The sequence below is a fragment of the Terrabacter sp. 2TAF16 genome (genome assembly GCF_052115065.1).
GTDB lineage: Bacteria > Actinomycetota > Actinomycetes > Actinomycetales > Dermatophilaceae > Terrabacter.
On sequence record NZ_JBFRFZ010000015.1, the window covers coordinates 1 to 24,112 of the forward strand.

22 protein-coding genes are annotated in these 24,112 nt (G+C 71.8%); 11 read left to right on the forward strand and 11 right to left on the reverse strand.

Translation table 11 applies throughout. The annotated features are described in order from the left end of the window. Positions 1–528 (forward strand): HNH endonuclease signature motif containing protein (locus tag AB4Z14_RS18850; protein ID WP_442276539.1); only part of this gene is annotated, 528 nt, incomplete at its 5' end. A 57-nt stretch (positions 529–585) separates the two neighbouring features. On the opposite strand, the gene AB4Z14_RS18855 is transcribed toward AB4Z14_RS18850, so the two are convergent. Both AB4Z14_RS18855 and AB4Z14_RS18860 read right to left on the reverse strand, forming a co-directional pair. Continuing rightward, positions 586–951, reverse strand: coding sequence for a TfoX/Sxy family protein (locus AB4Z14_RS18855; RefSeq protein WP_442276540.1), 366 nt, complete (start codon positions 949–951; stop codon positions 586–588). Positions 952–955: 4 nt separating this feature from the next. Then, positions 956–1,306 (reverse strand): TfoX/Sxy family protein, encoded by a 351-nt coding sequence (locus AB4Z14_RS18860; protein WP_442276541.1) that lies wholly within the window; start codon positions 1,304–1,306, stop codon positions 956–958. A gap of 189 nt (positions 1,307–1,495) precedes the next feature. Here AB4Z14_RS18860 and AB4Z14_RS18865 point away from each other — a divergent pair, with 189 nt between their 5' ends. Beyond that, complete coding sequence (locus AB4Z14_RS18865) at positions 1,496–2,227, forward strand: GAF domain-containing protein (protein WP_442276542.1); 732 nt, start codon at positions 1,496–1,498, stop codon at positions 2,225–2,227. Further along, complete coding sequence (locus AB4Z14_RS18870) at positions 2,224–2,934, forward strand: GAF and ANTAR domain-containing protein (protein WP_442276543.1); 711 nt, start codon at positions 2,224–2,226, stop codon at positions 2,932–2,934. Before AB4Z14_RS18865 ends, AB4Z14_RS18870 begins: the two co-directional genes overlap by 4 nt. On the opposite strand, the gene AB4Z14_RS18875 is transcribed toward AB4Z14_RS18870, so the two are convergent. Further along, the gene (locus tag AB4Z14_RS18875; RefSeq protein WP_442276544.1) at positions 2,900–4,354 is read right to left on the reverse strand and encodes an MFS transporter; all 1,455 of its coding nucleotides are present in this window, start codon (positions 4,352–4,354) and stop codon (positions 2,900–2,902) included. The genes AB4Z14_RS18870 and AB4Z14_RS18875 overlap by 35 nt on opposite strands. Before the next feature lie 31 nt (positions 4,355–4,385). Then, positions 4,386–5,711 (reverse strand): M20/M25/M40 family metallo-hydrolase, encoded by a 1,326-nt coding sequence (locus AB4Z14_RS18880; RefSeq protein ID WP_442276545.1) that lies wholly within the window; start codon positions 5,709–5,711, stop codon positions 4,386–4,388. Between the two features lie 28 nt (positions 5,712–5,739). Between AB4Z14_RS18880 and AB4Z14_RS18885 the strand changes: the two genes are divergently transcribed. Then, positions 5,740–7,329: an LLM class flavin-dependent oxidoreductase gene (locus AB4Z14_RS18885; RefSeq protein ID WP_442276546.1), complete on the forward strand. Its 1,590-nt coding sequence runs from the start codon at positions 5,740–5,742 to the stop codon at positions 7,327–7,329. 15 nt (positions 7,330–7,344) lie between these two features. Here AB4Z14_RS18885 and AB4Z14_RS18890 read toward each other — a convergent pair whose 3' ends face one another. Beyond that, positions 7,345–7,905, reverse strand: coding sequence for a type 1 glutamine amidotransferase domain-containing protein (locus tag AB4Z14_RS18890; protein WP_442276547.1), 561 nt, complete (start codon positions 7,903–7,905; stop codon positions 7,345–7,347). 124 nt (positions 7,906–8,029) lie between these two features. On the opposite strand from AB4Z14_RS18890, the gene AB4Z14_RS18895 reads away from it, so the two are divergent. Both AB4Z14_RS18895 and AB4Z14_RS18900 read left to right on the forward strand, forming a co-directional pair. Beyond that, positions 8,030–8,749, forward strand: coding sequence for an MBL fold metallo-hydrolase (locus tag AB4Z14_RS18895; RefSeq protein ID WP_442276548.1), 720 nt, complete (start codon positions 8,030–8,032; stop codon positions 8,747–8,749). Between the two features lie 85 nt (positions 8,750–8,834). After that, the gene (locus tag AB4Z14_RS18900) at positions 8,835–9,821 is read left to right on the forward strand and encodes an LLM class F420-dependent oxidoreductase (protein WP_442276549.1); all 987 of its coding nucleotides are present in this window, start codon (positions 8,835–8,837) and stop codon (positions 9,819–9,821) included. 22 nt (positions 9,822–9,843) lie between these two features. Here AB4Z14_RS18900 and AB4Z14_RS18905 read toward each other — a convergent pair whose 3' ends face one another. Then, positions 9,844–10,380, reverse strand: a complete 537-nt coding sequence (locus tag AB4Z14_RS18905; protein ID WP_056778762.1) for a DUF4395 domain-containing protein — start codon at positions 10,378–10,380, stop codon at positions 9,844–9,846. Between the two features lie 46 nt (positions 10,381–10,426). Beyond that, entirely contained in the window at positions 10,427–11,950 is a 1,524-nt protein-coding gene (locus AB4Z14_RS18910) for an MFS transporter (protein ID WP_442276550.1), read from the reverse strand. A gap of 80 nt (positions 11,951–12,030) precedes the next feature. On the opposite strand from AB4Z14_RS18910, the gene AB4Z14_RS18915 reads away from it, so the two are divergent. Then, on the forward strand, positions 12,031–12,828 hold the full coding sequence (locus AB4Z14_RS18915; protein WP_056778768.1) for a deoxyribonuclease IV: 798 nt from the start codon (positions 12,031–12,033) through the stop codon (positions 12,826–12,828). Between the two features lie 75 nt (positions 12,829–12,903). Here AB4Z14_RS18915 and AB4Z14_RS18920 read toward each other — a convergent pair whose 3' ends face one another. After that, positions 12,904–13,734: a DUF4118 domain-containing protein gene (locus AB4Z14_RS18920; protein WP_442276551.1), complete on the reverse strand. Its 831-nt coding sequence runs from the start codon at positions 13,732–13,734 to the stop codon at positions 12,904–12,906. Between the two features lie 129 nt (positions 13,735–13,863). Here AB4Z14_RS18920 and AB4Z14_RS18925 point away from each other — a divergent pair, with 129 nt between their 5' ends. Continuing rightward, positions 13,864–14,268 carry a DUF6855 family protein gene (locus AB4Z14_RS18925; protein ID WP_442276552.1) on the forward strand — a complete coding sequence of 135 codons (405 nt, stop codon included), beginning with the start codon at positions 13,864–13,866 and terminating at the stop codon, positions 14,266–14,268. Beyond that, positions 14,262–14,663, forward strand: coding sequence for a DUF3224 domain-containing protein (locus AB4Z14_RS18930; RefSeq protein ID WP_442276553.1), 402 nt, complete (start codon positions 14,262–14,264; stop codon positions 14,661–14,663). The genes AB4Z14_RS18925 and AB4Z14_RS18930 overlap by 7 nt, the downstream gene beginning before the upstream one ends. 63 nt (positions 14,664–14,726) lie before the next feature. On the opposite strand, the gene AB4Z14_RS18935 is transcribed toward AB4Z14_RS18930, so the two are convergent. Then, positions 14,727–19,841, reverse strand: a complete 5,115-nt coding sequence (locus AB4Z14_RS18935) for a GH92 family glycosyl hydrolase (RefSeq protein WP_442276554.1) — start codon at positions 19,839–19,841, stop codon at positions 14,727–14,729. A gap of 231 nt (positions 19,842–20,072) precedes the next feature. On the opposite strand from AB4Z14_RS18935, the gene AB4Z14_RS18940 reads away from it, so the two are divergent. Continuing rightward, complete coding sequence (locus tag AB4Z14_RS18940) at positions 20,073–21,104, forward strand: LacI family DNA-binding transcriptional regulator (protein ID WP_235509650.1); 1,032 nt, start codon at positions 20,073–20,075, stop codon at positions 21,102–21,104. Positions 21,105–21,127: 23 nt separating this feature from the next. Next, the gene (locus AB4Z14_RS18945; protein ID WP_442276555.1) at positions 21,128–22,165 is read left to right on the forward strand and encodes a class I mannose-6-phosphate isomerase; all 1,038 of its coding nucleotides are present in this window, start codon (positions 21,128–21,130) and stop codon (positions 22,163–22,165) included. A gap of 36 nt (positions 22,166–22,201) precedes the next feature. On the opposite strand, the gene AB4Z14_RS18950 is transcribed toward AB4Z14_RS18945, so the two are convergent. Further along, positions 22,202–23,056 (reverse strand): ABC transporter permease, encoded by an 855-nt coding sequence (locus tag AB4Z14_RS18950; RefSeq protein WP_442276556.1) that lies wholly within the window; start codon positions 23,054–23,056, stop codon positions 22,202–22,204. After that, positions 23,053–24,093: an ATP-binding cassette domain-containing protein gene (locus tag AB4Z14_RS18955; RefSeq protein ID WP_056778804.1), complete on the reverse strand. Its 1,041-nt coding sequence runs from the start codon at positions 24,091–24,093 to the stop codon at positions 23,053–23,055. Before AB4Z14_RS18955 ends, AB4Z14_RS18950 begins: the two co-directional genes overlap by 4 nt. Positions 24,094–24,112: the final 19 nt, after the last annotated feature.

Sequence of the window (24,112 nt, forward strand, 5' to 3'; positions counted from 1 at the left end):
GCCTGCGAGCTGCCCGGCCACGGCTGGGTCACCGCGACCCACGCCCGCGAGATCATCACCCGCCCCGGATCCGTCTGGGCCACCCTGCCCGTCGAGCTGCCCACCGGCCGGGCCCTGTCCCGCCCGACCCGCAGCTACCGCCCGACCCGCGCCATGGTCGAGCACGTCCAGGCCGTCGACGGGGTCTGCCGCGGACCCGACTGCCACGTCCCGGCCACCCGCTGCGACCTCGACCACGAGACCCCCTGGCCCACCGGACCCACCAACGTCGGCAACCTCCACGCCAAACACCGCCTCCACCACAACCTCAAGACCGACGGCATCTGGACCTCCACCCCGACCCCCGAGCACGGCCTCACCTGGACCACCCTCACCGGCCGCACCTACACCACCCACCCCAAGAACTGGCGCGACGGTGCAGACCCACCGGCAGGACGGGGCAGTCCCACCACGTCAACCGATCCCTCACAGGCGCATGGCGATTCAGGGCATCGTCACCTCGGCGCGCACGACCCGCCACCCTTCTGAGTGGGCCGTGCCGCGTCAGGAACGCGGGGTCGGGAAGGCAGGGTCGGGAAGGCAGGGTCAGGCATGCAGGGTCGCGACATGGTCACGCGCCCGCGTGAGCCAGGCGCGGCGCTCTGCGGCGGGCATCCCCGACGGGAGGCTTCGGTACGCCTTCATCCGGCGGCTGCCCATCGTCAGGACCTCGGAGCCGGGCAGGGTCTCGAGCACGGCCCGAGCATCCGGGGCGAGCTTCACCCCGATGACGTCGTCCAGCGCGACGGCGAAGACGTGCCCGTCGACCAGCGCGGCGAGGGTGCCGAACATCGGGCGCAGCTCGACCCCGGAATCGTCACCGAGGAGCGCGCGCAGCTCCGAACGAGCGGCCGACTCGGTGTCGCCGGCATTGCCGGCATCGCCGGAGTGCCTGGAGTCGCGGGAGGCCACCCGGCTACGTCTTCGGCTTCTTGACCTTGGGCGGGAGCGTCGCGACGTGGTCGCGGGCGCGGTCGACCCAAGCGGTCAGGGCAGCGTCGTCGAGGTCCGGCGGCAGCGAGAGGTAGCCACCCATGGGGCGGCCGGCCGGACCGAACGGTCCGCTGCCCGGCAGCGCCCTCAGCTCCTCGAGCCCAGCCGGATCGAGCTTGACCCCGACGTCCTCTCCGAAGAGCCCGGCGAACATGCTGCCGTTGACGAAGGCCCCGAGGCTGCCGAACATCGGCTTGACCTCGACACCGGGCCCGTCGCTGACGAGACCCCGGAAGTGGGCCTTGGCCTCGTCGCTGTGCTTCGGCATGTCCATGGCTCCCATGACATCACCACCGGGGCCGCGCCGCCGCTGCTTCGGGGACTGAGATGCGCTGACCACGGGCGCGTAGAGTTCAGGAGTGGTCGCGCAGCAGCCTGACCACCATCCCCTCAGAGGAGCGTCTCACCGTGCGTGACACGCCAGGGCACGCCACCGAGTCCAGCCCGGCAAGGCTGGCCTCCGATGACGGATGAGTACGTCGGCCCCGACCCCCGCCACCGCGCTGCCATCCTCTCGGCCCTGACGCGCGGCATCGCGCGCGACGTCGACCGCCTCCCCCTGCCGGCCCGCCTATGCAACGCCTTCGTCGACGTCTTCGGCGGCGCCGGCGCCGCGATCACGCTGGGCTACCACCAGCCCGACCGCCTGACGCTCTGCGCGACCGACCCCACGGCCGCGCGGCTCGACGGACTCCAGGAGGTCCTGGGCGAGGGCCCCGGGTGGGACGCCTTCACCTCGCGCCGTGTCGTGACCGCCGACCTGCGACAGCCCACGCCGTGGGAGCACTTCTCGGCGACGGCGCGTCAGGAGCTGGGCGAGCTCTGGGTGTGTGCCGCACCGATGCGACCCGACGACCGCTCCCTCGGTGTCGTCATCGTCTACGACGAGTCGCCCGAGGCCGTGGCGGGAGACCCCGTCGTGGCCCAGTTCCTCGCCGACGCCGTGGGTGCCGCCCTGCTCGGCCACAACGCACTGCTCACCGACGACGTCGGGCCGTGGATCGTGCGCCAGCAGGTGCACCAGGCCGTCGGGATGGTCGTCGCGCAGCTGGGGGTCAAACCGGTGGACGCCATGGCGGTCATCCGGGCCCACGCCTACGCGCATGACACGACCGTAGAGGCGATCGGAGCGCTCGTGCTCGACCGTGCTCTCGACTTCACCGACACGGGCCCGACGACGAAGGACCCCGCATGAACCCGAAATCGACCAGCCAGGTCCTCGCCGAGGCCACGGCCGCCATGGTCGACAGCCACGACGTCACCGACCTGCTGACGCGCCTGCTCCGCGACGGCTCGTCCTCGCTCGGCGTCGATGCGATGGGTCTCATCGTCCAGGCGCCGGACGACTCCCTCGAGCTGCTCGTGTCGACGTCCCACGGGGTGGCCGAGCTCGAGGCCCTGCAGGTGGGTCAGGACGAGGGCCCGTGCGTCGAGTGCCATCGGTCGGCCGCTCCGGTCGTCGCCCTCGGAGCGAGCGTCATCCAGCTGCGCTGGCCGATCGCGGGTGAGGCGATCGTGCGGGCCGGCTTCGCCGCGGTGCACGCCTTCCCACTCGTGTGGCACGGCCGCGCCCTCGGCGCCCTCAACGTCTTCACGCGCAGCGATGCCGCGCTCGACGACGCGCAGCGCGTGATGGCCCAGGCGTTCACCGACATGTCGACGATCGTCATCCTGCAGAGCCAGTCGGTCGACCAGCGCCGGATCACCGAGTCGTTGCGCGAAGCCCTCCTCGGGCGGGTCGTCATCGAGCAGGCGAAGGGGGCCCTCGCACACCTGGAGGGGATCGACATGGCGACGGCCTATGAGCTGCTCATCACCGAGGCGGAGCAGCGTGGCACGCCCGTCACCCAGGTGGCCGCCGACGTGCTCAGCCGGGCGCAGCGACAGCGGACCGGTCGCTGACCGGTCGCACGACGGCCAGGAACACCGCTGCGACGAGGGCCGTGACACCGCAGATCGCCCACACCGTGAGGTAGCCGGACAGTGACGCGTGGGCGGTCGCCTCCGCGTCGACCGTGCCCGTCGAGGCGAGGGCGATCGCGAAGACGCTCGAGGCGAACGCTCCGCCGATCGTCTTGGTCGTGTTCGTCATGCCCGTCGTCAGGCCGGTGTGGGTCGGTGGCGCCTGCGCGGCCGCGGCCGTGGGCAGCCCCGCGACGAGCGCTCCGGACCCGAGTCCCGCGATGACCATGTTCGTCATCGTCTGGGCGAGGGTGTCGTGGAAGGGCAGGAAGAGCAGGTAGCCGACCGCGACGAGGACCGCCGCCACGACCATGGCCGCCCGCGTCCCCGTCCGGTGCGCGAGCAGGTGGAGCAGCAGGGCCCCGACGGCGAGCGACAGGACGTAGCCACCGATGATGATCGACACCTTGCCCGCCGAGGCGCCGAGGCCGTAGCCGGTGACGGCCGGGTCGGTGCGCGCGAAGGTCGACAGCGGGATCTGCGCGCCGAGCACCGACACGCCGAAGAGGAAGGCCGTCGCCTGGACGGGCCACTGGCCACGCGCCCCGAGGATGCGCAGGTCCACGAGGGGCTCCGGGTGCGCGAGCTCGGCCCGTGCGAACGGCACGAAGGCGGCAGCGCCGAGCAGGACGAGCACCCACGGCCACGGGCTCCCCGGTCCGAGGACGCGCAGCATGACGAGGCCACCCATGACGAGGCCGAGGGCGAGGGTGATGAGCCAGAAGCCGCGCCAGTCGACGGTGCCGTGGGCGAGCACGGGAGACTCCTCGACGCCGAACCAGATCGCGACGAGAGCCAGGGTCACGACGACGGCCGGCAGCGCGAGCAGGGCGGTCATGCCGAGCGACTCGGCGAGGGCGCCACTGGTCAGGGCGCCGGCGATGACCCCGAGCTCGAGCCCGGCCACGAGCAGTCCCGCTGCACCGCGCACGCGTCGCTCGGAGCCGCCGGTGCGGCGGTGGATGATCGCGACCTCCATCGGCAGCCACACGACGTAGAAGCCCTGGATCGCCCAGGCCACGAGGAAGAGACCGAAGGTCGGCGCGAAGGCGACGCCCCACGAGGCCACCGCCGTGACGACCGTCGAGAGCAGGAGCACCTTGCGGTGCCCGATGAGGTCGCCGAGCCGCGCGAGGAGCGGCACGACGAGCGCCGACACGATGAGCTGGGCGGCCTCGAACCAGTTGACGTCGGCGTCCTTGATCGACAGGTGCCGCGCGATGTCGGTGAAGATGGGGGTGTAGTAGCCCTGCAGCACGCCGCTCGCGAGCTCGACGCAGATGAGGAAGCCGACGACCTTCGTGATCGGGCTGCGGGCCACGGCCCGGGCGGCGTCGGAGACGGCCGTGCTGTCTGACATGCGGATCTCGTTCTCTCTCAGGCTGACTCGACTAGAGCTGTTCGATGAGGCGGCGGTACCACGCGATGCCGTCGTGGAGGTCTGCGACGCCGATGCGCTCGTCGACGCCGTGGATCGAGGAGCGCTGCGCGTCGGTCATCCGGAACGGCGTGAAGCGGTAGACGCGCGGCCAGACGCGGTGGAAGTGGCGTGAGTCGGTGGCCGCGAGCATGACGTACGGCACCGCCACCGTCCCGGGGAACACCTCCCCCACCGTCGACTCGAGGAGGGCGTATGCCGTGTCGTCCGTCGGCGACACCGGGCTCGGCTCGTCGCCGCTGACCAGCGTCACCTCGACGTGGGGGTCCTTGACCGTGCGGCGGATCCGCTCGATGGCGCCGTCGACGGTCTCGCCCACCATGACCCGCATGTTGACGTGGGCCCGCGCGGTCGCGGCGATGACGTTGGCGCCCGGGGAGCCGGAGAGCTGGGTCACGGCGACGGTCGTCCGGGTCAGCGCCGCGGTCTCGTGCCCCAGCCGCGGGAGGACCCGGGAGAGCACGGGCCGCAGCAGGCGCGCACGACCGAAGACCGCGGCATACGGCATACGCGCATGGGCGCCGGCGCGCTCGAGCATGTCGACGGTGGCGTCGGGCAGGTGGCTCGGGAAGGGCTTCCGCTCGAGGCGCAGGATCGCGCGGGCCAGCCGGCTCGTCGCGCCCATCCGACGCGGCGCGGAGGCGTGGCCCCCATCGCCCCGCGCGATGAGGTCGACGTCGACCGTGCCCTTCTCGGAGACGCCGATGACGGCCATGGGCGCGTCGACCCCCGGGAGAGCGCCCTGCACGATGGCGCCGCCCTCGTCGATGACGAACCACGGCTCGACCCCTCGCTCGCGCAGGATCGCGACGGCGTCCTTGGCGGCGCGCCCCGACACCTCCTCGTTGCAGCCGAACGAGAGCCACACGTCCCGGCCCGGGGTCACCCCTTCGGTGATGAGGTCCTCGACCGCCTGACAGGTCGCGACGAGCGACCCCTTGCAGTCGAGCGCCCCACGGCCCCAGACGTGCCCGTCGGCGACCTCTGCCGCAAACGGTGGGTGCGTCCACACCGACGCGTCGTCGACGGGGACGACGTCGAGGTGCGCCATGAGCACGACCGGAGGCTCCTGCGTACGGCCCGGCCAGCGCACGAGCAGGGCGTCGCCGCAGATGCGCTCGACCTCGCACGCGGCGTGCAACCGCGGGAAGCGCTCGCGCAGCTCGGCGAGGAGCGCCTCGAACACGGCTCGGTCCTCGCGCGCCGGTTCCCAGTCGGAGACCGTCGGGATGCGGATCAGCGCCCGGAGCGCCTGGACGGCAGCGTCGTCCCCGTTCATGGCCCGGAGCGTATGCCACCCTGACCGCATGGACTACCTGCACGACCTCCACTTCGGGGTGTTCGCGAGCCCCGACGCGTCCCGGGTGCACGAGACGCTCGAGCTGGCGCAGCTGGCCGACGTCGTGGGCCTCGACCTCTTCACGGTGCAGGACCACCCCTACAACGCCAAGCACCTCGACACCTCCACCCTGCTCACGGCGGTCGCGGCGCGCACGAGCTCGATCCGCGTCGCGGCCAACGTCGCCAACCTGCCGCTCCGGCCTCCGGTCGGGCTCGCCAAGCACATCGCGACCCTCGACGTCATCAGCGGCGGCCGTGCCGAGCTCGGTCTCGGCACCGGCGCCTTCTGGGACGCGATCGTCGCGGCCGGCGGCGAGCGCCGCACACCCGGGGAGGCCGTCGACGCGCTCGTCGAGGCGATCCGGATCATCCGCGGCGTCTGGGGCCAGGACCCCGACCAGCCGGGCGCGCGGTCGGTCACCGTGCCTGGCGAGCACTACTCGGTGACCGGGCTGCACACCGGCCCCTTCCCGGTGCACCCCGTCGAGATCTGGCTCGGTGCCTACAAGCCGCGCATGCTGCGAGTCACGGCCCGTCTCGCCGACGGGTGGCTGCCGAGCATGGGCTACGCCGACCCGGAGGCCCTCCCGGGGATGAACGCCGTCATCGACGAGGCCGCCGACCGGGCCGGTCGCGGCCCGCAGGCGATTCGCCGGATGTACAACGTCTTCGGCTCGTTCGGCACGGGCGGTGGCTTCCTCCGGGGCACGGCCGACGACTGGGCCGAGCAGCTGGCGGCTCTCGCCCTGGCTGACGGGATGAGCACGTTCGTCCTCGGCACCGACGACCCCGACGTCCTGCGGCGGTATGCCGTCGAGGTCGCCCCAGCCGTGCGTGACCTCGTCGACGCCGAACGTGCCCGCCGCGCCCGCGGGGCCGGTGACGTCGGTGCGGCGCCGCCAGCCACCCCGCCGACCTCGGCGGCCCCGGCCGACGGCGCGCCACTCACCGTCCGCGCGACACCGGACGACGGGGTCCGACTCAGCCCGACACTCCCCTGGGGGGAGGACGACCGTCCCGTGACCGCCAAGCCCGAGCACGCGGCATACTCCGCCGCCGAGCAGGCCGTCCCGCAGCACCTCGTCGACGTGCACGACCACCTGCGGGGCGAGCTGGCCCAGCTGCGCGACATCGTCGGCCAGGTGCGCCGCGGCGCGATGTCGACCGGGGCCGCACGGTCCGTCATCAACACGATGGCGATGCGGCAGAACAACTGGACGCTCGGCGCCTACTGCGAGACGTACTGCCGCCTCGTCACCGGGCACCACACCCTCGAGGACCGGAGCATCTTCGTGCACCTGCGCGGGGCGGAGCCCGATCTCGGCCCGGTCATCGACCGGCTCGAGGAGGAGCACCACGTCATCTCGGACGTGCTCGAGCAGGTCGACGACGCCCTCGTCGGGCTCGTCGGGAGCGAGCCCTACGGCCGGGCCGGCCAGGACGCGCTGGACGAGATCCAGCGCGCCCTCGACCTGCTCACCGACACGCTCCTGTCACACCTCGCCTACGAGGAGCGCGAGCTGCTCCACCCGCTGGCCCGCCACGGGTTCGGCTGAGCTCCGGGTGGCCCCTCAGGCGGAGGGTGCTGCCGTCGCGGCAGCCGAGCCGTGCTCGAGCGCCTCGACGACGGCGCCGCAGAAGTCGGGCAGGTCGTCGGGGTTGCGGCTCGTGATGAGGTTGCCGTCGACGACGAGGGACTCGTCGGTCCACTCGCCACCGGCGTTGCGGATGTCGGTCTGCAGGCTCGGCCACGACGTGAGGCGGCGGCCCTTGACGACGTCGGCCTCGATGAGGGTCCACGGCGCGTGGCAGATCGCGGCGACGGGCCGGCCGGACGCGACGAAGTCGCGCACGAGGGCCACGGCGTCGGCGTGCGTGCGCAGGTTGTCGGGGTTGGCGACCCCGCCAGGCAGCACGAGCGCGTCGAAGTCCTCGGCCGTGGCGTCGGCGACCGTGACGTCGACGGCCTTGGTGTCCGCCTTGTCGAGGTGGTTGAACATCTGCACCTCGCCGGCCTCGGGGCTGACGACGACGGCCTCGTGCCCCGCGTCGGTGACGGCCTTCCACGGCTCGGTCAGCTCGACCTGCTCGATGCCCTCGCTCGCGACGAGGAATGCGACTCGCTTGGCCATGTGGCCCTCCTTTGCTCTGGGTGGCGTCGACCGCCACCCTCGGCTCCTACCCGCAGAGCGGCTGCCTCTCACCCGACGTTCGACAGCCCGGGCGCGCGGCACCGGTCGCCATTAGGGTCGGCCCATGGCCAAGGAGCTCGTGGTTCCCCTCGCGCCGAACGTCTGGCGCATCCCGCTCGTGCGCGACCTCGTCAACGGTTTCATCCTGCGCGACGACGACGGCCAGGTGACGCTCGTCGACATGGGCCTGCCGAGCTCGGGGCCCAAGGTCATCGCGGCCCTGGGCGCCATCGGGGCGGCCCCGGCCGACGTCACCCGCCTGCTGCTGACCCACGCCCACCCCGACCACGCGGGCGGGGCGGCGCACGTGGCCCGCGAGACGGGACGCGGCTTCACGATCCACCACGACGACGCGGCATACGCCGTCGAGGGGTCCTCGCCGCCGCGTGACCGCAGCTTCCTGCTCGGTCGCCTCTTCGACCGCTTCTCCCGGCCCGGCCGCGACTTCGAGCCGCTCACCGTGGAGCGCGAGATGACCGACGGCGAGGTGCTCCCGATCGCCGGCGGCCTCCGGGTCGTGCACACTCCCGGGCACTCCCCCGGGCACGTGTCGCTGCTCCACGAGGAGTCGCGCACGCTCATCACGGGCGACGCGATCTTCAACGTCATGGGCCTGCGCTGGCCCGTCAAGTCCTTCTGCACCGACTTCCGCATGACCCAGCAGACCGCTCACCTGCTCGGCGAGCTCGACTACGACGTCGCTGCGTTCACGCACGGCGCGGAGCTGCGCGAGCGGCCGCGCGAGGCGATCCGCACCTTTCTCGGGAGGCACCGCCCGTCCTGACGGGACCGCCACGATCCACAGCCTCGTCCACAACTGTGGACAGACCCTGTACAGGCAGTTCCCGAGAAATGGGTAGGTCTTCGGCGTGACGAACTTCGGATACACCCTGATGACCGAGCAGAGCGGCCCCAAGGACCTCGTCCGCTGGGCCGTGCGCGCCGAGGAGGTCGGCTTCGACCTCGCGGTCTCGAGCGACCACTACTCCCCGTGGCTCACGGAGCAGGGGCACGCTCCGTACGCGTGGTCGGTGCTCGGCGCCGTGGCGCAGGCCACCGAGCGCCTCGAGCTCATGACCTACGTGACGTGCCCGACGATGCGCTACCACCCGGCCGTCGTCGCGCAGAAGTCGGCGACGATGCAGCTGCTCTCCGACGGCCGCTTCACGCTGGGCCTCGGCAGCGGCGAGAGCCTCAACGAGCACGTCGTCGGCGAGGGCTGGCCCGGTGTCGTGACCCGCCAGGAGATGCTCGTCGAGGCCATCGAGATCATCCGCGAGCTGCACTCCGGCGAGCTCGTGACCCACCACGGCGAGTACTTCGACGTCGACTCGGCGCGCATCTGGGACCTGCCGGACATCCTCGTCCCGGTGGCCGTGGCCGTCAGCGGCGACGCGTCGATCGAGCGGCTCGCCGCGCTCGCCGACCACATGATCGCGGTGCAGCCTGAGGCGGAGCTCGTCGAGACGTGGAACCGCACCGACGGCGCCGAGCGCATCGGCTCCGGCGCCCGCGCGATCGGCCAGATCCCGATCAGCTGGGACCCCGACCGCGACGCGGCGGTGGCCCGAGCCCACGAGCAGTTCCGCTGGTTCGGCGGCGGCTGGTCGGTCAACGCCGACCTGCCCACCCCGGCCGGCTTCGCCGGTGCCACACAGTTCGTGCGCCCCGAGGACGTCGCGGCCTCGATCCCGTGCGGGCCCGACCTCGACGCGATCGTCGAGGCCGTGCGCCCCTACTGGGAGGCGGGCTTCACCGACATCGCCCTGGTCCAGATCGGCGGGGACGCCCAGGCGCGCTTCCTCGACGAGGCCGCCGGCCCGCTGCTCGAGAAGCTGCGGGCCGCCGCCGGCTGACGGTCAGGCCGCCGACTGACGGTCAGGCCGCCTGCTGGCCCGCGCGCTCGGCGACGAGACGCTCACGACGCTTCGTGATGTCCGCGCACTCGAGGCAGACCTCCTCGGGGATGACGCCGAGGCGCATGAGGCCCGAGAAGAGGATGCAGCCGACGCAGATGCCGAGGATCGACTCGAGCGCCGGGAAGAGCACCATGATGGCGCCGATGACGACGACGGCGACGATGACGCCCGTCGAGCCGGTGACGAGGGAGATGACCCAGAGCGCGGTCGCGGCGACCGTCATGACCGCACCGATGGCCGCCGCGAACCGCTTGGGCGGACCGGCCGTCGGTCGCTTCGGCGCGGAGACGGCGGGTCGGATCCACCGCTGCACGAGCCGGGCGATCGGGCTGACCCGGGGTCCGAGCGTGGCCCGCAGGCTGAAGTCCACGGCGAGGACGGCGTAGAGCCACCACTGCTGGGTCGCGAGGGCGACGACGCCGATGACGAGCACGACGGCGGCGATGAGCCGGACCGTGATCTCGTCGACGACGGCGGGGAAGCGCGAGGAACTCATCCCTGCATTATGCACTACATAAGTCAAGGTTATGCAACCTGGGCGATCAGCGCGAACGCAGCACTCGCAGGGCAATGACCGCGCAGGCCACGAAGAGCGCGGCGCCCACGCCGGCCACGACGGTGAGGCTGGCCGTGAACGCCTCCTGGGCCGCGGTCACGAGGCCGCGGGCGGCCTCGGCCGGCAGGGTCGTCGCCATGCGGACGGCGCCGGCGAGGGAGTCGAGCGCGGCGGTGGTGGCGCTCCCGCCGTGCGCGGCGGCAAACGGCGCCAGCTGGTCGCGGTAGACGAACGTCGCGAGGGAGCCCAGACCGGCGATGCCGACGGCGATCCCGAACTCACCCGACGTCTCGGACATGGAGGCGACCGACGCGGCGCGCTCCGGCGGCGCCGACTGCATCATGACCCCCATCGTCAGGGTCGACGGGAGCATGATCCCGAAGGAGGTCAGGCACATGCCGAAGACGAGCAGGCCGAGGCCCTGGGCCGGGCCGACCTGCGTGTAGAGCGCGAGTCCCGCGGCACAGACGACCAGACCGGTGGCCATGGTGCGCGCCGTGCCGAGGCGGTGGGCGATCCGCGCCGACGAGGACGCACCGACGAGCAGGGCGATGTTGGCCGGCAGCATCGTGAGGCCCGCGCCCAGCGGGTCGAGGCCCGCGACGAGCTGCAGCCACTGCGAGCTGAGGAACGACACACCGGCCATGACCACGCCGCCGACGAGCATCACCGCGAGCGCCGTCGAGAAGGAGCGGCTGCGGAAGAGCGTCAGGTCCGGGAGCGGGTTGGCGATGCGCCGCTGACGGCGGACGAACACGAGGCCGAGGGCGCACCCGACCGACATCGTCAGGAGGGCCGTCGTCGTGTCGCCGCCGCGGGCGATCTCCTTGAAGCCGTAGATGACCGGCAGGATCGCGGCGAGCGACAGGACCGAGCTGACCACGTCGACCGGGGCGCCGGCGTGCCGGTCGGACTCCGGCAGCACGCGACGGCCGACGACGACGAGCAGCACCATGAACGGGACGCCGAGCAGGAACGCCGAGCCCCACCAGAAGTGCTGGAGCAGGACGCCGCCGACGAGCGGACCCACGGCCATGCCACCCATGAAGCACGAGTACCAGACGCCGATCGCCGTCATCATCGCCTTCTCGTCGGTGAAGATCGTCCGGATCAGGCCCATCGTCGACGGCATGAGCGTGGCGCCGGCGATGCCGAGCATCGCGCGCCAGAAGATCAGCTGACCGGGGCTCGAGGCGTAGGCGGCCGCCGCGCTCGCGACGCCGAAGGCCACCGCGCCGATGAGCAGGAGGCGCTTGCGCCCGATGCGGTCCCCGACCGCGCCCATCGTCACGAGGAAGCCGGCGAGGACGAAGGAGTAGATGTCGAGCATCCACAGCTGCTGGGTCGTGCTGGCGCCGAGGTCTGCGGACAGCTCCGGCAGCGCGAGGTAGAGGACGCTGACGTCGAGGGAGAGGAGCAGGGCCGTCAGGGCGAGGACGCCGAGGGCGACCCACTGCCGGCGGGTCGGCCGCGCGGTGGACAGGGTCTGGGGCTGCGAAGTCGTCGTCATGCCCTCACGTCGAACGGGCCCGCGCCGTCTCGACACGGCCACGCGAAATCGGTGTCGGCCGGGCGGCATACGCTGGCGACATGGCTCTACACATCGGTGCGCACGTCGACCAGGAGGACCCGATCGCGGAGGCGAAGGCGCGCGGGGCGTCGCTCTCGCAGCTCTTCCTCGGCGACCCGCAGAGCTACAAGGGCCCCGTGATCCGGTATGCCGGTGGCGCGGCAGCGCTCAAGGCCGACGCCGAGGCCGCGGGCATCGACCTCTACGTCCACGCGCCCTACCCGATCAACGTCGCCAGCCTCAACAACCGCATCCGCATCCCCGGCCGCAAGCTGCTCCAGCAGCACCTGACCGCCGCGGCCGAGATCGGCGCCAAGGGCGTCATCGTGCACGGGGGCCATCTCGGCGCCGACGAGGACGCCGCCACGGGCTTCGACAACTGGCGCAAGTGCGTCGACGGCCTCGACCTGCCGGTGCCGCTCCTCATCGAGAACACCGCAGGCGGCGACAACGCCATGGCCCGCCGGCTCGAGGCCATCGCCCGGCTCTGGGACGCCATCGGCTCGGCGTCCGGCAGCGACCAGGTCGGCTTCTGCCTCGACACCTGCCACGCCCACGCCGGCGGCAACGACCTCGGCACCGTCGTCGACGAGGTGCGCGCCATCACCGGGCGCATCGACCTCGTCCACGCCAACGACTCGCGCGACGAGTTCGACTCGGGCGCCGACCGCCACACGAACTTCGGCTCCGGGCACATCGCCGGCGAGGCTCTCGCTGGCGTCATCCGCGCGGCAGGGGCGCCCGTCGTGTGCGAAACACCGGGCGGACTCGAGGGCCAGACGGCCGATATCGCCTGGCTGAGGTCACAGGTCGACTGATTCCGTCGTCTCCCAGCCCGGTCTCAGGAATTCCTGACCGTCTCTTTACCCAACGGGCTCGCGCGGGCCCCTAGGTTACTCAGGGGTTGCGAACGGGTCGCCGACGATGCCGGCTCCTCGCGCCCGCACGCTTGCGCCGCGTCCCGCCATCCCCTCCTCGGTGGCGGGCCGCGGCGCGCGTGCGTTCGCCATCCGGTCCGCGAGGAGCACGGCCACCCTCAGCTGCTCGGAGGTGGGCCGCACGACGTGGGTCGACGCGGTCACGCGGAAGTGACCGACGACGTCGGTGCCGCGACGGACGACGACCGCCGTGTAGCCGTCGGTGGGCAACCCGGTGCGCTCGACAGGGAGCCGTCGTCCTCCCGTCGTCACCTGGCCGTCAGCCCCGATGACGGCGTCGTTCCAGCGGGGCCGGCCGGCGTCCCACGAGCAGCGGTCGGCACCGAGCACCGTGGTGATCGCGGTCGCGATGGCCGTCGACCGGGCGTCCTCCGTCGTGTCGGGCGGCAGGTCGAGCAGCTGGGTCAGGCCGGAGATGTAGCCGTCCCGGCGCTGGGCGGCGGCCTGCTGGCGACGCCCCCAGAGTGCGATCTCGGTGACGGCGAGGCCCACGACGACGAGCGCCAGGGCGAGCTCGAGGTCGTCCCGGTGGTGGATCGAGAGCGAGTAGAACGGCTCCGTGAGGAAGAAGTCGAAGGCACCGGCAGCCGCGAGCGCCGCGGCGACACCGGCGACCCGGTCACCCGTGGCGGCGGCCGCGACGACCGTGAGGACGAGCACCATGGCGGCGGTGCTCTGGTTCATCCCGTCACGGAAGAGTCCGAGGGCCGCGCCCACGACGATCGGCAGGAGCAGGGAGCCCCACCGCGTCCAGGAGCGGTGCTCGGCGAGCCAGTCAGTGGTCATGACTCCACGCAACACCCGGCGGCAGGGACACCTCGCCATTTCGCCTGCATCCTGACGCGATCTTGACGCCGTCCTGACGACGCGGGAGTAGAAAGGTGGGGCGATGACGTCGAGACCCAGGAGGACACCGTGAGCGGGACCGGAAGCGCCGACGACCCGTGGGTGCTGCGCACGCCACCGGGCACCTCGGAGTACACGATGCACCGCGCCGACGACACCGAGCCGCCGCAGCTCGTCTGCCAGGTGGGCTCGACGCGGCTGACCTACGACGCCCGGGTCGTCGACGACCTCCACGCCTGGCTGCGGGAGCAGGGCAACTGGGTCCCGCTCGGGTCGGCCGACGAGCAGAAGCCGGCCAAGGAGGGGACCGTGGAGGCCTGGGCCCGCTCGGAGGGCAACCCGGTCGGTGGCTGGTACGGCCTGCGCAAGGGCTACCGAGGGCGCGTCGGGATGTACCTGCCTCCGCTGCTCGAGGAGCTCGGTCTCGCCGAGGTCGAGCACGGCACCCGCAACAACCGCATGCGCGCATGCTGAGCACCTCGACCTTCACGACGTCCGACTTCGACGTCACCGACTACGTCCCCGACGTGACGACGGCGCTGCCCACCGGGCACCTGCGGATGCGCAAGGCGTATGCCGGTGACGTCGAGGGCCGCAGCGTCACCCAGTTCACGTCGGCCTTCGACCAGACCTCCGGCGTCGGCACCTACGTCGCCCTGGAGTCCTTCGAGGGCACGGTCGCCGGGCGCCACGGCGCCTTCAACTTCGTGCACGCGGCCTCGACCAGCGGCGCGGACCGCGCGAACGAGTACGGCCTCATCGTGCCGGGCAGCGGCACCGACGAGCTGGCTGGCATCGAGGGCACCGTCCGACTGCACGTCGACTCCGACGGCACCCACCGGATGGACTTCGAGCACAACCTCGGGTGAGGACGCAGCAGAGCGGCGCGGGGAGGCGTGTTCCCCGCGCCGCTCTGCTGTGGTGCCTCCGGGCTAGCCGACCGTGACGGTGAGCGAGCTCAGCACGTCGGACCGGGAGTCCGAGACGAGGACCCGCACCGTGTAGGTGCCGGCGGCGGCCCACGTGTGGCCGCCCGTGACGGTGGCCGTGCCGTCGGCCGCCGTCGTCACCGTCGCGTCCTCGGTCACGGTGCCGTCGCCCCACTGGACGCGGGCCGTGTAGCCGGTGTCCGCGGGGACGCCGCCCGACGCAGTGCCCAGCGTGACGTCGGTGTCGGCGCCGGTCGCCGCGGTGGCGTCGGAAGCGGCCGCGACGGTGAGGGCCGAGCCGTTGTCGGCGACGGCGAAGACGTGGATCCGTCCGGCCGTCGTCGGGTCGCCGGTCTGCCTGGCCAGGGTCACCGACTCGACCGTCTTGCCGGCCGGCACCGTGAGCGGCGCGGTGGCGAACAGCTTGGCGCGGCAGCCGTCGGTGCCCGTGCCGTTGAGGCGGTAGGCCATCTCGATGGCCACGGTGTTGCCGAACTGCGCGGATCCGCACCAGTCGCCGTACTGCACCGGGTAGCTCGTCGTCGAGCCGTCCGTGAAGCGCACCGTGGCGGTCGTGTCCTGGTTGCGCTGCGTGCCCGTGCCGATGAGCGACAGCTTCGTCGCCCCCGGGGCCAGCGTCACGGGCAGGGTCTGACCCGCACCCGTCGCGTTGTCCTTCTCGCCGACCGGGATGCCCGGCATCGAGTAGCGGAGGTCGGTCCCCGGCACCGTGAGCAGCTTGCCGGGCACACCACCTGCGGCAGCGAGGGCTGCACGGGACAGGCCCGCGTCCTTGCCGTCGCAGTGGACGACGTCGCCGACGTTGCCGAAGCACACGGAGTCGAACCCGGCGGCATACGCCGGCGTGGACGCCTGGTGCACGGTGACGGCGCCGAGGGCGGAGCCGCTGTCGTTCGCCGTCGTGACGGTGACCTTGGGCTGGTACGGCCCGGGCTCGGCCCACGTGTGGGTGCCGCGGACGGTGTACGAGCCGAGGTCGCCGGGCTCGATCGTGCCCGCCGAGCTCGTGCCGTCACCCCACGCGATGGTCGCCGTGGCCGTGGCGGACGGGTCGGTGCCCTGGCCGACGCCACCCGAGAAGGTGGCGACGGTGCCCGACCAGGCGGTGTCCTCCGCGACCTCGAACGGCTCGGCCGCCGAGACCTTGAGCCCGGTGTTCTGGGCCTTGGAGCCGTCGGTGAGCAGCTCGAGCTCGGAGAGGTTCGCGGCCGCACCACCCGCGGTCGCCGTGACGACGAGCCGGTAGGTCGTGAACGTGCCGGCGTGCGCGATCTCGAACGGACGCGTCTGCACCCGCCACGGGAAGACCTGTCCCGTACGCGTGTCGAGCGTCTGCCACGTCTTGCCGTCGTCCTTGCTGCCCTCGAGACGCCAGGCCGACGGGTCGCCGGCCTTCGGTCCGGAGGTGAGGGTGTACCAGGTGGCCCGCTGGCCGACGCCCGAGAGGGCGAAGGTCACCGACGGCGTGCCCGAGGTGAAGGACACCCCGGTGCGCGACGTGTTGTCGAAGAGGGCCTTGGCGTCGACGCCCGACGCGAGGTCGGTCGCCGTCGCGGTGCCGCGGCCGGGACCGGTCGCGTCCTTGAGCGGCGTCGGCGCCTCGGTGCCCTGCGTCAGCGACGGCGGGGCGTCCTGGGCGCGGGAGCCGAAGTCGGACGGCTTGGCACCCATGGCGAAGTCGACCGTGGTCGGGCCGGTGAGCTCGTCCTGGCTGATCGAGACGCTCTTGTGCTTCGTGCCGTCGACGGTGACGCTCTGCACGTAGATGTTGCGCTCGGAGTTGCCGGGCGCGTTGACGACGAGGTCGCCCTGCGTGCGCTTGACCGTGACCTGGTCGAACTTCGGCGAGCCGATGGCCCAGTTGGCCGAGCCGACCTGCAGCGGGTAGATGCCCAGCGAGGAGAGCACGTACCACGCCGACATCTCGCCGTTGTCCTCGTCACCGGGGTAGCCCTGGCCGATCTCGCCGCCGACGTAGAGGCGACGCATGATCTCGCGGACCTTCTCGGCCGTCTTCCACTGCTGGCCGGTCCAGTCGTACATGTAGGCGATGTGGTGGCTCACCTGGTTGCTCTGGCCGAGCTGGCCCATGCGGACGTCGCGGGCCTCGAGCATCTCGTGGATGACGCCGCCGTAGCCGCCGGGCTTCGTCGCCGTCTCGGGCGTCGAGAAGAAGGTGTCGAGCTTCTTCGCGAGCGCGTCACGGCCGCCGTAGAGGTTGGCGAGGCCGTTGCCGTCGAACGGCGCGTGGAAGGCGAAGTTCCAGGCGTTCGTCTCGGTGTAGTCGCCGCCCCAGTCCTCGGGGTCGAAGCTCGACGGGAAGGTGCCGTCGGCGCCGCGGCCCTGGAAGAAGCCGACCTTCGGGTTGAAGAGGTTGCCGTAGTGCGTCGCCCGCTCGAGGAAGTACCTCGACTCCTCGGCGAGCTGGGCGCGGCGCGACGTCGGCGTGGCCGGGTCCTTGGCGAGCTTGGCCGCCATGGTGCCGATGCCGAAGTCGTTGACGAGGCCCTCGAGACCCCACGAGACGCTCTCGCCCGTGTCGGTGCTCGTGTAGCCGAGGAAGGTGGACGTGTCGAGACCCTTCCGACCGACCGCGCTCGACGTCGGCAGGACCGTCGCGTTCTTGACGGCGGCGTCGTAGGCCGCGAGCGGGTCGGGCAGCTTGACGCCCTTGGCGTACGCGTCGGCGAACGCCACGTCCGAGCTCGTGCCGGTCATGAGGTCGGCGTAGCCCGGCGAGCTCCACCGCGCGACCCAGCCGCCGTCGCGGTACTGCTGCACGAAGCCGTCGGCGATCTCGGCCGCCACCTCCGGGTAGAGCAGGCTGTAGGCCGGCCACACGGTGCGGTAGGTGTCCCAGAAGCCGTTGTTGACGTAGATCTTGCCGTCCTTGACGGCGGCGTTCGTCGTCGTCGCCGTGGCCGAACCGCTCTTGGCCGCAACGGGGCTCGCGTACTGGTAGCGCGGGGCCGCAGCCGTGCCGGTGTTCTCGAACTGGCTGTTGGGGTAGAGGTTGAGCCGGTAGAGGTTGGAGTAGAGCGTCGTCCGCTCGGTGTCGTTGGCGCCCTTGACGCTGACGACGCCGAGGCGGGCGTTCCAGGCCGTCTTGGCCGCGGCACGCACCGCGTCGAAGTCGCGGGCCGCGAGCTCGAGGGCGTGGTTCTTCTTCGCCTGGTCGAGCGAGATGAACGACGTCGACAGCTTGAGGACGACCTGCTTGTTCGTGCTCGTGTCGAAGGAGGCGTAGCGGGTGCCCACGTGACCAGCCGGCGCCGTGCCCACCGTTGTGGCCGGCCGGTCGAAGGTGCCGTAGACGAACATCCGGCTCCGGCCCGCGGACAGGCCGCTGCCGTTGTCGACCCAGCCCGTCATGGAGCCGGTTGCCGCGTCGACGGTGAAGGTGCCGCTGTCGTCGATGGTGTCGACGACGAGGCTGCCCTTGCTCGCCGATGCGGGGAAGGTGAACCGGTAGACGCCGCCGTGGTCGGCCGGTGCCGTCTCGGCGGTGAGGCCGCCCGCGAGAGCCACCTTGTAGTAGTCGGGATGGGCCACCTCGGTCGCGTGGTCGAAGGCGAGAGCCCGGCCGGACGCACTGCCCGTCGGGGTGCCCGTCGCGATGGAGGGCATGACCGACATCTGGTTGCGGTCACCCATCCACGGGCTCGGCTCGTGCGAGACCGCAAGGCCTTGCAGGACAGGGAGGTTCGCCGCATTGTTCTGCGCCTGGTAGTAGTACTCCCACGACTGCGAGGTGGCGTTCGTCACCGGGGTGAAGAAGGTGAAGCCGTTGGGCACCGCGCTGATCGGCAGGTTGTTGCCGCGAGAGAAGCCGCCCGAGGCGTTGGTGCCGCGTCGCACGTCGACGTAGTTCGTCAGGTCCGATCCGTCGATGGCCGCCGGGTCGGCCTGGACCGCGACGTCGTCGATCCAGCCGCCGAAGCGGGTGTCCTTCGTGGCCCCTCCGACGTTGTCGTAGCCGACGAGGACGCGGTCGATCGTCTTGCCCGCGGCGACCTTGCCGACGTCGAGCGCGACGGCGTTCCACTGGTTGGCGTAGAGGATCTTGCCCTTGCCCTGGCCGCTCGGGCTGCCCGCGACACCGTGCTGGTCGTCGGCGCCGAGGTCGGACAGGTAGGTGCCGTCGGTGAAGCGGACGTCGAGGGCGGCATACGTGGACGGGTACTCGAGGTCGCCCGAGATCATGTCGGGGAAGATCTTGTAGCTCAGCTGGGTCCTCGACGTGACCGGCAGGTCGACGTCGAAGAGCCGGTTCCACGCGTAGCCGCGGCCGTCGGCGGTGTGGCCACCGGAATAGCGCAGCGCCTTGACACCGGTCCAGCCGACGAGCGGCTTGATGTTGAAGCCCGAGATGGGGCCCGAGCCGACGATCGTCTTCATCGGCGTCGCCGGGCCCGAGCCCGTGCTGCCGTCGGAGAGGTCCCAGTCGGCGAGCTGGACCGTGCCCCCGGAGTGGATCGCCGTGACGTTGAGCCGGTAGTACGCGTACGTCCCCGCCGTCGTGACGTCGAACGTGCGCGTGGCGAAGCGTCCCGAGAAGTCGATGCCCGTGCGGCGGTCGAGGTCGGTCCACGTCGTGCCGTCGGCCGACCCCTGGAGCGTGAAGTCCTTGGGGTCCCGCTCCGGGGAGTCGTTGGCCGACGTCAGCGAGTAGCGGACGGCCTTGGCCGGCGTGCCGAGCTGGTAGCGCACCCAGCCGCTCGAGGCGAAGGCCAGCCACTTGCTGTCGGGGTTGGCGTCGGCGAGGTTGGCCGCGACCTCGCCCGGGGTGTTCTCCGCGCTCGCGGTGACGCCGACGACCGAGCCGAGGAGGCTGCCGTTGGCGCTCGCCGTGCCGGAGACGTTCTGCTGCCGCGGGCCGGCGGGACCGGACTCGACGGTCGAGAGCGCCGGTTGCGCCTGGCCGGTCTCGAACGAGGTCGAGAAGTCACCCGCGCCCGTGACGGCGGTGGGTGCTGAGAGCGGCGCCGCGGCAGGGCTGCCGACGGCGTTCGCTGAAGCAGGACCGGCGACCGCACCCGCGGTCGACGTGGCCAGGACTGCCAGGGCGATGACGCCTCTGTGGATCCCGGATCTCATGGGCATGGGTTCCTCCGTGCTCGTCGTTGAGCCGTGCTGAATGTCAGGTCGGGGCCGGCGACCCCGAGCCGCCTCCGACCCGGCCGAGACTCGCCGTACCCGACAAAGGCCGTCAACAGCCCGAACCGATCCTGTCCGGTCAGGACATCAGATCGGACAGAACGTCACGGGCGCGGCCCTCAACCAGACCCTGGCGTTGCCATTCGAGCGCTCGCTGACCAGACTGCGGGCATGACAGCGTTGTCTGACCACCGGACAGCCACCCGCCCGACCATGGCCGACGTCGCCGCCGAGGCGCACGTCTCGGTCAAGACCGTCTCGCGCGTGGTCAACCACGAGCCGGGCGTGCGTCCTGACACGGCCGAGCGGGTGCGGGCCGTCATCGAGCGACTCGGTTTCCGGCGCCACGACGGCGCCCGCCTCATGCGCCAGGGCCGCACCTTCACCATCGCCCTCGTCGTCGAGGACCTCGCCAACCCCTTCTACTCGCAGGTCGGCGCGGCCGTCGAGCGCGAGGCGCGCATCCGCCAGCACCAGCTCATCACCGCATCGGCCGAGGGCTCGCCCTCGCGTGAGCGCGCCGTCATCGAGGCGCTCGTGAACCGCCGCGTCGACGGCATCGTCGTCGTCCCGGCCGACGAGAGCGCGTCCTCGGACGCCGTGCTCGAGGCGAGCCACACGCCGATCGTCTACATGGATCGTCCCGTCCGGGGCACCCCGCGCGACACGATCCTCAGTGACAACCACGGCGGCATCCGCAGCGCCGTCGAGCACCTCGTCGCGCACGGCCACCGCAACATCGCCTTCTACGGCGACGACCCGGCGTTCTGGACCGCCCGGCAGCGCCGCGACGCCTTCGTCACGACGCAGCAGAGCCTCGGACTGCCCACGACCCCACGCGTCTCGATGGGTCCGCACAGTCCGGCCTCCGTGCACGAGTCGCTGAGCCAGTGGACGACGGGCCCGGAGCCGATCACCGCGGTCATCACCGGCAACAACCGCATCACCCTCGCCGCCCTCCTCGCCCTGCGCGAGCTGCGGCTCCCGCTGTCGCTCGTCGGCTACGACGACTTCGAGCTCGCCGCCCTCATCGACCCCCCGGTCACCGTCGTGCACCAGGACCCGGCGGCCATGGGACAGAAGGCTGCCCAGCAGCTCTTCGCCCGCCTGCTCGGCGACGAGTCGCAGGCCCAGACCGTCGTCATGCCGACGCGGCTCATCGTCCGCGCCTCGGGCGTCCGCCGCGGGACCCCCACCCGATGACCGAACCGAGGAGCACCAGCACCGTGTCCCAGACCACCGTGTCCGACCCGACCCGACTGCCGCCCAACACGCCCCACCGGTTCTACCGGGGCGGCGAGCGCATCCTCGCCTTCCGCGGCCTCGAGGTGCCGGAGGGCTTCGACGACCACCGCCCCGAGGACTGGCTCGCGTCGACGACGCGCCTCTTCGCCGAGGGCGGCGGCGGGCTCACGGTGCTCACCGACGGGACGCCCCTGCCCGACGCCCTGGCTGCCGACCCCGACCACTGGCTCGGGGCCGATCACGTGACCCGCCACGGCATCGAGCCGGGGCTGCTGACGAAGCTGCTCGACGCCGGTGAGCGCCTGCCCGTCCACTCCCACCCCGACCGCGCCTTCGCCGCGGCCCACCTCGACTGCGACCACGGCAAGACGGAGGCCTGGATCGTCCTCGACGCGGAGCCGGGTGCCTGCGTCTGGCTGGGCTTCCGCGACGAGCTGCCTCCCGACGAGCTGGCCGAGCTCGTCGACGCCCAGGACGAGCGTCTCCTCGCCGCGCTCAACCGGATCGAGGTGTCGCCGGGTGACGCCCTGCTCGTGCCCGGCGGCCAGCCGCATGCGATCGGTGAGGGCGTCTTCGTCCTCGAGCTCCAGGAGCCGACCGACCTCTCGGTCATGCTCGAGCACCGGCGGTTCGGGCTCGAGGAGGCGCACGCCTTCCTCGGGCTCACGGTCCCGCGCGCGCTCGAGAGCGTCGACCGCGGGCCCCTGACCACCGACGGACTCGCCTCGCTGCGGCGCCGCTGGGTCGACGTGACGGGTGCGGGCGACGCACTGCCCGAGCAGGCGGCGGAGTTCTTCCGGGCCGAGGTGCTGAGCGCGACGCCGGACACCCCGGCCGGCGGCGACGCGGCGTTCGCCGTCGTCGTCGTGGTCGACGGCCGTGGCCGCCTGACGACGGGAACGGACGCGCCCCGCACCACCGAGGTGGCACGGGGCGACGTGCTGCTCCTGCCGTACGGGGCCGGGGCCGTGCGCCTCGAGGGCCACGTCACCGTCATCCGCTGCATGCCGGCCGTCTGAACCGACGGCGGAGCCGACGGGAGGTCGCTCCCGCCCTCAGTCGGTCGTGCGGCGGATGAAGGCACGCACCGCCAGCGGGGCGACGACGGCGGTGATCGCGACTGACCAGATCACCGTCGTGAGGACCGGATGGTGGAGGGGCAGAGCGGCGTCGGGCAGCGCCTCGGGCCCGTTGCCCCACAGCTCACGCATCGCCTGGACGAGTGAGCTGATCGGGTTCCACTCGGCGATGGTGCGCAGCCACCCGGCCATGCCCACGGTCGGGGCGAAGGTGTTGGCCAGGAACGTAATCGGGAAGATCGTCGTGAACATCAGGCCGTTGACGGCCTCCGGCGAGCGCATCGACGAGCCGACGAGGATGCCCACCCAGATCATGGCGAAACCGAAGAGCAGGAGCAGCGCGAAGGCGAGCAGCGCCTTGCCGACGCCGTTGTGGATGCGCCAGCCGATCGCGAGGCCCGTGAGCGACATGACGAAGATGCCGATGCTCGAGTGGATGATGCTGTAGATGCTGCGTCCGACGAGGACCGAGCCCCTCGAGATCGGGAGCGACCGGAACCGGTCGATGATGCCCTTGCCGAGGTCCATGTTGAGGCCGATCGCCACGATGAACGCCGAGAAGGCCATGGTCTGGGCCATGATCCCGGGCATCAGCCACTCCCGGTAGTTGAAGCCGGGAATGACGATCGAGCCTCCGAAGACGAAGGCGAAGAGCAGCACGAACATCACCGGCTGGATCGTGACGTCGGTGAGCATCTCGGGCTGTCGCTTGATGTGCTTGAGGCTGCGCCACACCATCGTCGTGACCTGACGGACGAAGCCCGGCGGCTGGAAGTCGTGGGGCTCGACGTGGGCCACCCGCGTGGCGTCCTTGACGGCGGAGTCGGTCATCGCTGCTCCTCGATCTGCGTGCTGGGCTCGGTGGAGGACTCGGCGCCGTCGCCCGACGGCGGCTCGGCGCGGTGGCCGGTGAGGCTGAGGAAGACGTCGTCGAGGCTGGGCCGTTGCAGGCCCAGGTCGTCGAGGACGATCTCGCTGCGCTCGAACACCGTCGCGACGCGCGTCATGTCGGACAGCCCGTCGGCCGGGGCGGTCAGCTGGCGGGCCGCCACGTCGACGTGCACCTCGGGGACGTGGGCGGCGAGCAGCGCGCGTGCTGGCTCGAGCTGGTCGGCGTGGGACACGGTGAGGACGATGGCGGCCTTGCCCGACTGGTCCTTGAGCTCGAGCGGCGTGCCCTGGGCGATGATGCGGCCGTGGTTGATGACGATGATGCGGTCGGCCAGCTGGTCGGCCTCCTCGAGGTACTGCGTCGTGAGGAGCAGCGTCGTGCCGTCGCGCACGAGGCCACGGAGCACGTCCCACAGCTCGACGCGGCTGCGCGGGTCGAGGCCCGTGGTCGGCTCGTCGAGGAAGAGGACGGGCGGCGTGGCGATGAGGCTGACCGCGAGGTCGAGCCGGCGCCGCATGCCGCCGCTGTAGTCCTTGACCACCTTGTTGCCGGCGTCGGTGAGCGAGAAGCGCTCGAGCAGCTCGGAGGACAGGCGGCGCACCTCACCCCCCGGCAGGCCGTAGAGCGAGCCCATCATCCGGAGGTTCTCGCGGCCGGTGAGCAGCTCGTCGACCGTGGCGGCCTGGCCGGTGAGACCCATGCTGCGGCGGACCAGCTCGGGGTCACGGACGACGTCGTGGCCGGCGACGCGGGCCGAGCCGCTCGTCGGGCGGCTCAGAGTCGTCATCATGCGGACGGTGGTGGTCTTGCCGGCACCGTTGGGGCCGAGCAGACCGAGGACCGTGCCCTGGGGCACGGAGAAGCTGACGTCGTCGACGGCGGTCATGTCGCCGAAGCGTTTGACGAGGTGCTCGGCCTCGATGGCCGGACCCGTGGACCGGTCGCGCACGGCGCGCGCGTCGGTGGTGATGGTCATGTGAAGGCTCCCCGGTGAG